General features: G+C 58.0%; 10 protein-coding genes. 4 read left to right on the forward strand and 6 right to left on the reverse strand.

From position 1 onward, the window contains the following. Position 1 precedes the first annotated feature (1 nt). The 4 genes from paaD to paaA are packed head-to-tail and all read right to left on the reverse strand — an operon-like array spanning position 2 to position 2495. Positions 2-499, reverse strand: coding sequence for a 1,2-phenylacetyl-CoA epoxidase subunit PaaD (gene paaD, locus L977_RS16680; protein ID WP_047626272.1), 498 nt, complete (start codon positions 497-499; stop codon positions 2-4). Between the two features lie 11 nt (positions 500-510). After that, positions 511-1257, reverse strand: coding sequence for a 1,2-phenylacetyl-CoA epoxidase subunit PaaC (gene paaC / locus L977_RS16685; RefSeq protein WP_047626273.1), 747 nt, complete (start codon positions 1255-1257; stop codon positions 511-513). An 8-nt stretch (positions 1258-1265) separates the two neighbouring features. Then, the gene (paaB, locus tag L977_RS16690; protein ID WP_006175064.1) at positions 1266-1553 is read right to left on the reverse strand and encodes a 1,2-phenylacetyl-CoA epoxidase subunit PaaB; all 288 of its coding nucleotides are present in this window, start codon (positions 1551-1553) and stop codon (positions 1266-1268) included. Positions 1554-1565: 12 nt separating this feature from the next. Continuing rightward, positions 1566-2495, reverse strand: a complete 930-nt coding sequence (paaA, locus tag L977_RS16695; RefSeq protein ID WP_047626274.1) for a 1,2-phenylacetyl-CoA epoxidase subunit PaaA — start codon at positions 2493-2495, stop codon at positions 1566-1568. A gap of 285 nt (positions 2496-2780) precedes the next feature. Between paaA and paaZ the strand changes: the two genes are divergently transcribed. From paaZ to L977_RS16710, 3 genes are all read left to right on the forward strand, one after another. Beyond that, entirely contained in the window at positions 2781-4820 is a 2040-nt protein-coding gene (gene paaZ / locus L977_RS16700; protein ID WP_047626275.1) for a phenylacetic acid degradation bifunctional protein PaaZ, read from the forward strand. A gap of 204 nt (positions 4821-5024) precedes the next feature. Continuing rightward, the gene (gene tynA / locus L977_RS16705; protein WP_047626277.1) at positions 5025-7298 is read left to right on the forward strand and encodes a primary-amine oxidase; all 2274 of its coding nucleotides are present in this window, start codon (positions 5025-5027) and stop codon (positions 7296-7298) included. A 118-nt stretch (positions 7299-7416) separates the two neighbouring features. Continuing rightward, complete coding sequence (locus L977_RS16710; protein WP_023330317.1) at positions 7417-8523, forward strand: GGDEF domain-containing protein; 1107 nt, start codon at positions 7417-7419, stop codon at positions 8521-8523. 87 nt (positions 8524-8610) lie between these two features. Here the strand turns inward: L977_RS16710 and L977_RS16715 are convergent, their stop codons facing one another. After that, a complete protein-coding gene (locus tag L977_RS16715; RefSeq protein WP_047626278.1) occupies positions 8611-10110 on the reverse strand; it encodes an aldehyde dehydrogenase family protein in 1500 nt (499 codons plus the stop codon). A gap of 240 nt (positions 10111-10350) precedes the next feature. Here L977_RS16715 and feaR point away from each other — a divergent pair, with 240 nt between their 5' ends. Next, entirely contained in the window at positions 10351-11259 is a 909-nt protein-coding gene (gene feaR / locus L977_RS16720) for a transcriptional regulator FeaR (protein ID WP_014883693.1), read from the forward strand. Here feaR and L977_RS16725 read toward each other — a convergent pair whose 3' ends face one another. Further along, positions 11260-11577 (reverse strand): YdbL family protein, encoded by a 318-nt coding sequence (locus L977_RS16725; protein ID WP_023330315.1) that lies wholly within the window; start codon positions 11575-11577, stop codon positions 11260-11262. Between the last annotated feature and the right edge of the window lie 7 nt (positions 11578-11584).

An 11584-nucleotide genomic window follows, 5' to 3' on the forward strand; every position in this document is an offset into this window, starting at 1 on the left:
CTCAAATGCATTTGAAATAGTCGAAGGGTTCGCGACAGGTGTTGCAGCGGTAAAGCGCTTTGCAGGCCGTCGAACCAAATTCACTGATTAGCGCGGTGTCGGTGCTGGCGCAGCGCGGGCAGCTCACCTCCAAAGGTGCGTGCGCGTGGCAGCTATGCCCCACGGGCGGGCTGATGCCGTAAGCCCGCAGGCGTGCGCGCGCGTCGGCGGTCATCCAGTCGGTGGTCCAGGCAGGGTCAAGCTGGAGCACAATGTGCACCGGGGTAAAGCCATGCGCGGTCATCACGTCGCGGATCGCCCCCAGCAGGTGTTCCGTTGCCGGGCAGCCCGAATAGGTTGGCGTGAAGCCAATCACCCAGCCTTCCCCCTGTGCCTTCACGCTGCGCACCATGCCTAAATCGGTGATGGTTAATACCGGCACTTCCGGGTCCGGGATCTGGCTTAACAGCGACCAGATCTGCGGGATTTGCGCCGGTGCGATGTCGACGAGACGTTGCATAGCCTTCTCCTTTACCACTGCTGACCGGGATACGCGCGCTGGAGATACTGCATTTCTGCCAGCATCGGCCCCAGATGTTCGGTATGCAGCCCCTTCTTACCCCCGCTGCGGTACGCCACCTCGTCGGGTACACTCAGGCTGGCTTCTTTAAGACCGGCATACACTTCGCTTTCCCACGGCTGGCGCAGGGTGCGCGGGTCCACCGCCACGCCGGAATCCATCAGCGCCAGCTCAACGTCATCGGCGTCAAACAGCTCTGCCGTAAAGCGCCACAGATTATCGATGGCCTGCTGCATTTTTTGTGCGGACGTTTCGGTCCCGTCGCCCAGGCGTACCAGCCAGCCGCGGCTAAAGCGCAGGTGGTAGCGCGCCTCTTTGATCGCTTTGGCGGCGATGGCGGCAAGCTGGCCGTCAGTGCTGCGGGTCAGGCGCTCATACAGCGCCACGTTCCAGGCATCCATCAGGTACTGACGGGCAATCGTGTCGGCGAAATTGCCGTTGGGTTGCTCCACCAGCAGGACATTGCGGAACTGGCGCTCGTCGCGCCCAAACGCCAGGGTATCTTCGTCGCCCTCACCTTCACATTCAGCGGCGTAGGCCAGAAAATTGCGCGCCTGGCCCAGCAGATCAAGACCGATATTGGCCAGCGCGAGATCGATCTCCAGCTCCGGCGCGTGGCCGCACCAGGCACCCAGACGCTGGGAGAGCACCAGACCGCTGTCGCCCAGACGCAGGGCATAGGCTGTGACTGTTTTCATCCTTCGCCTCACATGTGCTCGATGCCATCGGGGATGGTGTAGAACGTCGGATGGCGGTAAACCTTGCTTTCCGCCGGATCGAAAAATTCGCCGCTCTCTTCCGGCTGGGAGGCAATAATTTCGCTCGCCTTCACCACCCAGATAGAACATCCTTCACTGCGACGGGTGTAAGCATCGCGCGCATTTTCCAGCGCCATGCGATCGTCGGCGGCATGCAGGCTGCCCACGTGACGGTGGGACAACCCTTGTTTGCTGCGTACGAACACTTCGTACAGCGGCCAGTAGACATTGCTCATGATTATTTCCTCTTATGCGGCCTGATGGGCGCGTTGTTTTTCTGCGTGGGCCAGGGCGGCTTCCCGCACCCACGCCCCGTCTTCCCAGGCTTTACGTTTCGCGGCCAGCCGTTCGTGGTTGCAGATGCCGCGCCCGTTAATCACCTCTTCAAATTCCTGCCAGTCGATTTCGCCGAAGCGGTAGTGACCGCTCTCTTCATCAAAACGCAGGTCGGGATCCGGTACCGTCATCCCCAGCATCGCCACCTGCGGCACCGTGTTGTCGACAAAACGCTGACGCAGCTCGTCGTTTCCGAAGCGTTTGATTTTCCAGGCCAGGCTGCGGGCGCTGTTTGGCGAGTTATCGTCGTTCGGCCCGAACATCATCAGCGCAGGCCACCAGAAGCGATTGATGGCGTCCTGCAGCATCTGGCGCTGCGCGTCACTTCCCTGGGCCAGCGCCATGCAGGCTTCAAAGCCCTGACGCTGGTGGAAGCTCTCTTCTTTGCAGATTTTCACCATCGCCCGGGCATACGGACCGTAAGAGGTGCGGCACAGCGCCACCTGATTGACGATGGCAGCCCCGTCCACCAGCCAGCCGATGACACCGATGTCGGCCCAGCTCAGGGTGGGATAGTTAAAAATGGAGGAGTACTTCATCTTGCCGTCGAGCATCTTCTGGTAGATGTCTTCCCGTGCGCAGCCCAGCGTTTCTGCCGCGCTGTAGAGGTAGAGTCCGTGTCCGGCTTCATCCTGCACTTTCGCCAGCAGAATCGCTTTTCGGCGCAGCGTGGGTGCGCGGGTGATCCAGTTACCTTCCGGCAGCATGCCGACGATTTCGGAATGCGCATGCTGACCAATCTGGCGGATCAACGTTTTACGGTAGGCGTCAGGCATCCAGTCCTGAGGCTCAATCGCCGTCTCCTGCGCTATGCGCTGCTCAAACCGTTGTTCTTGCGTCACGTCATCACCTTTATGATTCGTTAGTTTGCAAATTAAAGCGAAATTATGAATCACTTTGTTTTTTAAAAGTTACACAAAGGTTAAATATAACCCCAAGAATTGTTTCCTTGTTTTGTGATGGTGCTCGCAAGGCTTTTGCTTTCGCCCTTGCAGAAAGCGCTCTGACGGGCTGCAATTCATCAAGCCAGATCACAGCATTAACAATTCATTAAAATCTCAGCTTGCTTTTTATGATTCATAATTAAACTATTAATGATGAAATTACGTAACACTTGGAGATAAGCGATGCAGCAGTTAGCCAGCTTCTTGTCCGGTACCTGGCAGTCTGGCCGGGGCCGTGAACGAGCCATTCATCACGCCATCAGCGGCGAAGCATTGTGGGAAGTCACCAGCGAAGGGCTGGATATGGCGGCCGCTCGTCGCTATGCGATTGAGCGCGGTGGCGAAGCGCTTCATAAGATGACCTTTATTGAACGTGCAGCCATGCTGAAAGCGGTAGCGAAACACCTGCTTAGCGAAAAAGAGACGTTCTATGCCCTCTCCGCCCAGACCGGGGCGACGAAAGCGGACAGCTGGGTGGATATTGAAGGCGGGATCGGCACCCTCTTTACTTACGCAAGCCTGGGCAGCCGGGAGCTGCCGGATGACACGCTGTGGCCGGAAGATGAGTTGATCCCGCTGTCAAAAGAAGGCGGTTTTGCCGCTCGCCACGTTCTGACCTCGAAATCCGGCGTGGCGGTACATATCAACGCCTTTAACTTCCCCTGCTGGGGGATGCTGGAAAAGCTGGCGCCGACCTGGCTTGCCGGGATGCCCGCCATCATTAAACCGGCCACCGCCACCGCGCAGGTGACACAGGAGATGGTGAAATCTATCGTGGACAGCGGACTGGTGCCGGACGGCGCCATTAGCCTGATTTGCGGCAGCGCGGGAGACCTGCTTGACCATCTCGACAGCCAGGACGTGGTGACTTTTACCGGCTCCGCCAGTACCGGGCAAAGCCTGCGCGTTCACCCGAATATTGTGGCGAACGCGATACCGTTCACCATGGAGGCCGACTCCCTGAACTGCTGCGTGCTGGGTGAAGACGTCACGGCGGAGCAGCCGGAGTTTGCCCTGTTTATCCGGGAAGTCGTTCGCGAGATGACCGCCAAAGCCGGACAAAAATGTACCGCTATCCGCCGTATCATCGTCCCCCAGAATCAGATTGATGCCGTCAGCCAGGCGCTGATTGCCCGGCTGGAAAAAGTGGTGGTGGGTGATCCGGCGCAGGACGGGGTGAAGATGGGCGCTCTGGTGAATGCCGAACAGCGCGCCGACGTGCAGGAGAAAGTGGACCAGTTGGTTACGGCGGGATGCCAGATCCGTCTGGGTGGCAAAGCGGATTTACAGGCCGCGGGCGCGTTCTTCCCACCGACCCTGTTGTTCTGTCCACAGCCGGACGAAACCCCTGCGGTGCACTCAACTGAAGCTTTCGGCCCGGTAGCGACGCTGATGCCGTATCGCCATACAGAGCACGCGATGGCGCTTGCCCGCGCGGGCGGCGGCAGCCTCGCAGGAACGCTGGTTACCGCTGATTTAGCCCTTGCCCGCCAGTTCATTGCCGGTGCGGCACGTGCCCACGGGCGTATTCAGATCCTCAACGAGGAATCATCCAAAGAGTCCACCGGCCACGGCTCCCCGCTGCCGCAGCTGGTGCACGGCGGGCCCGGTCGCGCGGGCGGCGGTGAGGAGCTGGGCGGCCTGCGCGCGGTGAAGCACTACCTGCAGCGCACGGCGATTCAGGGCAGTCCGACCATGCTGGCGGCCATTGGCAAGCAGTGGGTGCGCGGCGCAACCGTGCAGGAAGATCGCGTGCATCCGTTCCGCAAATACTTTGAGGAGCTGCAGCCGGGCGACAGCCTGCTGACGCCGCGTCGCACCCTGACGGAAGCGGATATTGTGAACTTTGCCTGTCTGAGCGGAGATCACTTCTACGCCCATATGGACAAGATTGGTGCGGCAGAGTCGATCTTTGGCGAACGGGTGGTTCACGGTTACTTCCTGATCTCCGCCGCCGCGGGACTGTTCGTCGATGCGGGGGTCGGACCGGTGATTGCCAATTACGGTATGGAAAACCTGCGCTTTATCGAGCCGGTCAAACCGGGCGACACCATTCAGGTGCGCCTCACCTGCAAACGCAAAACGCTGAAGAAGCAGCGCACCGCGGAAGAAAAACCGACGGGCGTGGTGGAGTGGGCGGTTGAGATTTTCAACCAGCACCAGCAGGCCGTAGCGCTCTACTCCATCCTGACGCTGGTGGCGCGCCAGCGGGGTGAATTCTAACACCTTACCTTCACCGCCTTCCCTGCCGGGTGGCGCGATGCTTACCCGGCCTACGACGACCTGCCGGGTGTGACACCGTCCCGCTCTTTTTTTAACCTGGCAAGTGCAACAAATAACCTGGCAGATGCAGGCAAACGCTTTTCTCAGGCGTCTGTCAGGATAAGGCTGACACAACACAATAAACACAACAAGATGAGGTCTACGATGGGAAGCAATTCTTCTTTTTCTGCCCGTAGAACGGCACTGGCCATGGCCGTTGCGCTGTGTTGCGCCTGGCAATCCCCTGTTTTCGCCCACGGCAGCGAGGCGCATATGGTCCCGATGGACAAAACGCTGCAGGACTTCGGCGCAGACGTGCAGTGGGACGATTACGCACAGATGTTCACCATTGCGAAAGACGGCGCCTTTGTGAAGGTCAAACCGGGCGCAAAAACCGCTATCGTCAACGGTAAAACCCTCACGCTTGAGGTGCCGGTGGTGATGAAAGGCAACAAGGCCTTTATCTCAGAGACGTTCATCAACGATGTTTTCCAGTCCGGTCTCGATCAGACCTTCCAGGTTGAAAAAAGTCCTCACCCGTTAAATGCGCTCACGGCAGACGAAATTAAGCAAGCCGTAGAGATTGTTAAAGCCTCTGCAGATTTTAAACCGAATACCCGCTTTACCCAGATCGCCCTTGCGGAGCCAGAGAAAGCCAAAGTGTGGGACTATGTGCTCAACGGCACGGCAGTGGATACCCCTCGCCAGGCGAAGATCGTCATGCTTTACGGAAAGCATGTCATCGAGAGCCTGGTGGATCTGAAGGATAAAAAAATTCTGCGCTGGGAACCGGTCAAAGACGCGCACGGCATGGTGCTGTTGGATGATTTCACCGCGGTTCAGCAGATCATTAACGACAGTACCGAATTTGCTGAGGTGCTTAAAAAGCACGGCATAACCGACCCGAAAAAAGTGATTACCACGCCGCTGACCGTCGGCTATTTCGACGGTAAAGATGGTCTTAAGCAGGAAGACCGTTTGCTGAAAGTGGTGAGCTATCTGGATGTCGGCGACGGCAACTACTGGGCACATCCGATTGAAAACCTGGTGGCGGTGGTCGACCTTGAGCAGAAGAAGATCCAGAAGATTGAAGAAGGCGCCGTTATCCCGGTTCCTCTGACCCCACGTCCCTATGATGGCCGCGACCGCATAGAGACACCGAAAAAACCGCTCGACATTATTGAACCGGAAGGCAAGAACTACACCATAACCGGCGACAGAGTGCACTGGCAGAACTGGGATTTCCACCTGAGCCTGGACTCGCGCGTGGGCCCGATGATCTCAACCGTCACGTATAACGACAACGGCAAGAAACGTCAGGTGATGTATCAAGGGTCGCTCGGCGGCATGATTGTCCCTTACGGCGATCCGGACGTGGGCTGGTACTTTAAAGCCTATCTCGACTCCGGCGACTACGGCATGGGCACCCTGACCTCGCCGCTGGTGCGGGGTAAAGACGTGCCGTCCAACGCCGTGATGCTCAATGAAACCATCCCGGACTATACCGGCGCGCCGATGGAGATCCCGCGCGCAATCGCCATTTTCGAACGCTATGCGGGGCCGGAATACAAGCATCAGGAGATGGGTCAGCCAAACGTCAGCGCCGAGCGCCGTGAACTGGTGGTGCGCTGGGTGAGTACCGTCGGTAACTACGATTACATCTTCGACTGGGTATTCCATGAGAACGGCACCCTCGGCATTGATGCTGGCGCGACGGGTATCGAAGCCGTGAAAGGCGTTCAGGCCAAAACCATGCATGACGCCACCGCCAAAGACGATACCCGTTACGGCACGTTGATTGACCACAACATTGTGGGCACCACGCACCAGCACATCTATAACTTCCGTCTTGATATGGATGTCGATGGTATTAACAACAAGCTGGTGGCGATGGATCCGGAAGTGAAACCCAATACCGCCGCTGGCCCGCGCACCAGTACCATGCAGGTCAATCAGTACGACATTGATACCGAACAGCAGGCGGCACAGAAATTTGACCCGGGCACCATTCGCCTGCTGAGCAACACCCGTAAAGAGAACCGCATGGGCAACCCGGTCTCGTATCAGATTATCCCCTACGCGGGCGGCACCCACCCGGTGGCAACCGGCGCGAAATTTGCCCCGGATGAGTGGATCTACCATCGCCTGAGCTTTATGGATAAACAGCTGTGGGTGACCCGTTACCACCCGGATGAACGCTATCCGGAAGGTAAATTCCCTAACCGCTCCATCCACGACACGGGACTGGGACAGTACAGCAAAGATAACGAGTCGCTTAACGATCAGGATGACGTAGTCTGGATGACCACCGGCACGACCCATGTCGCCCGTGCTGAAGAGTGGCCGATCATGCCAACGGAATGGGTGCATGCCCTGCTTAAACCGTGGAACTTCTTCGACGAGACGCCAACGCTCGGAAAGAAAAAAGACGAAAAATAACCCACCGCCGGGCAATCGCCCGGTTTTTTTTGCCCTGCCGTTTGAGGATCGTCCATGCTTGCTTATAGTTACAGATATCTCACCTGCATGATTTATCCCCCGGACGGGAAAGGGCTTTATGGAAAAAAGAAAAAAACCGACACTGGAACGCGCTACCTGGCCGACGCGCCACGCGATGGTCATGCATGGGCTGGCGATGAACCTGCCCTGGCTGGCGTTCGTCAACGTCAGCTTCGCCGTGATGATCCTGCTGCGACACGTCCTGCTTAAGGCCAGCGATCCGCTTTATCCTCATATACCGCAACTGACGACCCTGGTCGATGCCTCGATGCTCGGCATTATTATCCTCTCTGCCGCGTTGATCCTGATGGCCTGGCGGCGTATTGCGGGTATCAGCGTGGTGCTCTTTATCTGTAGCGCCATCTGGTCGGTATCCTGTTTTTTGTTTATTACCTATTTGCTGCTGCCCCACGTCTGGCCGCTGTGCGTAATTTTGTTACTCGCAGGGTTAACGGCGCTCTACTTTTACCCTGAGGGATTACTCGCCTTTGTGCTTCCGCTCTGGATCACCCTGCCGGTCGCAAGCTGGATACTCAACGATGGCCTCAACCTTCACTTTGTCATCATCTGGAGCGTGTTTACCCTGATCCTGATCTGCGGGCGTTTTATCCTGTTGAGCTGGTTTGATGAAGCCTGGCGTCGTAATCAGCAAAATCAACTGCTGATCTCACGGCTGGATGCGCTGGCGCATCAGGATCCGCTAACCAAAACCGCCAACCGCCGGAGAATGGAGGTGGTGCTGGAAAACGCGGTTGAGCAGAAGAAACCTTTCTCGCTGATTATGCTGGATATCGACTATTTCAAACGCTACAACGACACCTACGGCCACCAGGCGGGTGATGACTGCCTGACGCGCGTGGCGCGGGTGCTGAAGCAGTCGGTACGAACGCCGGACGACGTCGTATCACGTTACGGCGGCGAGGAGTTTGTGGTGATCCTTTTCAATTGCCCGCTAAACATCGCAGAAAAGGTTGCCATGCGTATTCAGGACGGGCTGCGCACGGAGGCCATACCGCATGGCGCCTCGACGGTCAGCGACCATGTGACCGTGAGCATGGGGATTGCCGGCATGACGGAGGGGTTAGCCGGCACCGAAATAATCGCCCGCGCCGATGCGGCGCTTTATCGGGCGAAAGAGGCCGGACGGGATCGGTGGTCGCTTTGAATAATGCCGGGTGGCGCTGCGCTTACCCGGCCTACAAAACCAGAGAAAGTAGGCCGGGTAAGGCGTAGCCGCCACCCGGCTTGTTTCTTAATACCGCACGCAAACCGACTTCGTCTCACACCATCCGTCCAGCCAGTCCGGGCCAAAGTCGCGACCGGTGCCAGACTGCTTCATGCCGCCGAACGGCAGGTTGGCGTCGATCAGCGTATGGCTGTTTACCCAGACGGTGCCCGCCTGCAGCCTGTCGGTGTACTCCAGCGCCTTGCTGATATTCTGCGTCCAGACGCTGGCGGTCAGGCCATATTCGGTGTCGTTTGCCAGCTGAAGCGCCTCTTCACCATCGGCAACGCGCACCAGATTGACCACCGGGCCAAACACCTCTTCGCGGGTTAAGCGCAGCGCGGCATCCGGGTTGACCACCAGCGTCGGCGAAACGTAATAGCCTTTCCCTTCCGGGCCACGGTTACCGACAATCAGCTCTGCGTGGCGAGATTGCGCTTCATCGAGGAAAGTCTGCACCTTGTCACAATGCGCACGCGACACCAGCGGGTTGATAAATGCTTCCGGGGACATACCCGGCCCGACGCTCAGGGATTTCACCGCCTGTTCGAAGCCGCTGACCAGCGTGTCAAACAGCGGCGCTTCAATGTAGATACGGGAACTCGCCGCACACACCTGTCCCTGGTTCAGGAAGCTCCCGGTCATCAGGCCTTCGATCACCCACGCCGGGTCCGCATCTTTGAGTACGATAGCCGGGTTTTTGCCCCCCAGTTCCAGGGTCACGCCTGTCAGGGTATCTGCCGCCGCGCGGGCAATTTGCTTGCCCGTCGCCGTTGAGCCGGTAAAGCTCACCTTTGCAATATGCGGATGCGAGGTCAGCGCTGCGCCGCACACCGCGCCGCTCCCGGTCACCACGTTGAATACCCCGTCCGGAATGCCCGCTTCACTGGCCAGTTCCGCCACGCGCAGCATGGTCAGTGGCGTGGTTTCTGATGGCTTGATGACAATCGAGCACCCCGCCGCCAGCGCAGGCATCACTTTCCACATCCCAATCATCAGCGGGAAGTTCCAGGGCACAATCCCGGCCACCACGCCAACCGGCTCTTTACGTGTCCATGCCTGATAACGCGCCCCCTGTGGCAGGGGAATAGAAAGGTCGAGGGTTTTGCCTGCGATTTTGGTGGTCAGCCCGGCGGTATAGCGCATCCAGTTCAGGGTACAACCCACTTCAAAGAGACGGGAAATGTTAATCGATTTCCCCTGCTCCAGCGTTTCAAGCTGGGCCAGCTCCTCGCTGTGCTGTTCAACCAGATCGGCGAAACGGAGCAGGATTCGCTCGCGCTCCGCCGGTAATTTTCCGGCCCAGCTGCGGGCAACAAAAGCACGCCAGCCGGACATGACGGCACGGTCAACGTCATCGACGCTGGCATCGGCCGTCGAGGCAATCACATCGCCCGTGGCCGGGTTATAGACGTTGAGCCGCTTTTCGCTGTCCGACGCGGCCTGACGCCCTTCAATCCACAGGCCATGATGTCGGTCTAAAAATTGCTGCACGGCAGGCTGAATAGCCACCTGGGATTCAGACATAGGATACTCCTTCGTTATTATTCGCAGGGTGTTCATCCAGTCTAAGAGGGGTTTCGCATTCTCGCTTTTGTCTCTGTGACATTCGCTTTGCCACCTGTGACAGGTGCCGCAAATCGTGATAATTCCACCTTATATCGCTGTTCCCGATGAGTGTTCTTTCCTATAGTCAGCCCAGAGCTCTGACAAAACGCAACATAAATGCAACAATGCGAAAACATTGACGGTGCAGTGAGAGAAACGATGGCGTGTGCAAGCGAGCAGGAACAGTATCAGCAGTGGCTGGCGCAGATTAACCAGGTGTGCGGGCGTTTTAATGCACAGCCCACCGGGGGGAAATTCGTCGGCGAACTGGAGACCAGCTATGCGCGCAGCCTGAAGCTCAGCACCGTCACCGCCGGCGGCGTAAATCTGTTCCGCTCCCGTCAGGAGATCAAACAGAGTAATGATGCCTGGTTCTATACCGTCTTCCAGCTTGAGGGCAGTGCGGAAATTGAACAGGATGACCGTCGCGCTGTGCTCCGAACAGGCGATATCACGCTGCTTGACGCCTCCCGGCCCTGCTCAATCAACTGGCAGGAAAAATCCCGCCAGATTTCGCTGCTGGTACCCCGCCAGATTATTGAGCAACAGTGTCGTTTTCATGAGATTAGCTGCGCGCTCGCCCTCTCTCGCTCGCTACCAACGGTACAGCTGAGCCATCGCCTGCTGATGGAAAGCATGAACAACGCCGACCTGAGTGACCGGGAGAGCGAAGCCGCGCTCGAAGCCATGGTCTGCCTGCTGCGCCCGGCGTTTCAGCAACGCGACGTGATTCAGCCGCGCAAGGAACGCCAGTTCCAGCATGTCGTGGCGCTGATTGACGATCATATTCAGTCTGACTCTCTGCGCCCGGAGTGGATTGCCGCCGAGAGCGGGATGTCCGTGCGCAGCCTCTACCGCATGTTTGCCGAGAAGGGGCTGGTGGTCGCGCAGTACATTAAAAACCGTCGGCTGGATCTCTGTGCGCAGGTGCTGCGCTCTGCCGGGGATGATGAAAAGCTGGCGGGAATTGGCTACAGCTGGGGGTTCACCGACCATAGCCATTTTTCAACGGCCTTTAAGCAGCGTTTTGGCGTCTCGCCCGGCGAATACCGCAAGCGCCACCGCTAGCTATTTTTTCAGCCATTTGCCGTTAATTCCCTTCACGTATTCGCCCGGCTGCGCGCGGGCAACCAGTTTTTGCCCCGCCATTTTCGCCACTTCATCGACCGGTAAATTATTGCTGTCGGCCAGCTTCTGATAGCTCTCGGTGCGCGCCGCGTTAATACGGTTTACCAGCGCCAGCGTTTCAGCATCTTGTTGGATCGGGGCAATATACCCGCTGAGTGTTTCCCCCACGCGCCCCTGCGCCCGGGCATCATTTAAGGTCAGCGCAGCCGCCTGCGCATTCATCCCCAGAGCCAGTAGAATCAGAGCTAAACGTTTCATGGCATCC

This window comes from Enterobacter sp. ZOR0014, from assembly GCF_000798855.1.
GTDB lineage: Bacteria > Pseudomonadota > Gammaproteobacteria > Enterobacterales > Enterobacteriaceae > Enterobacter > Enterobacter kobei.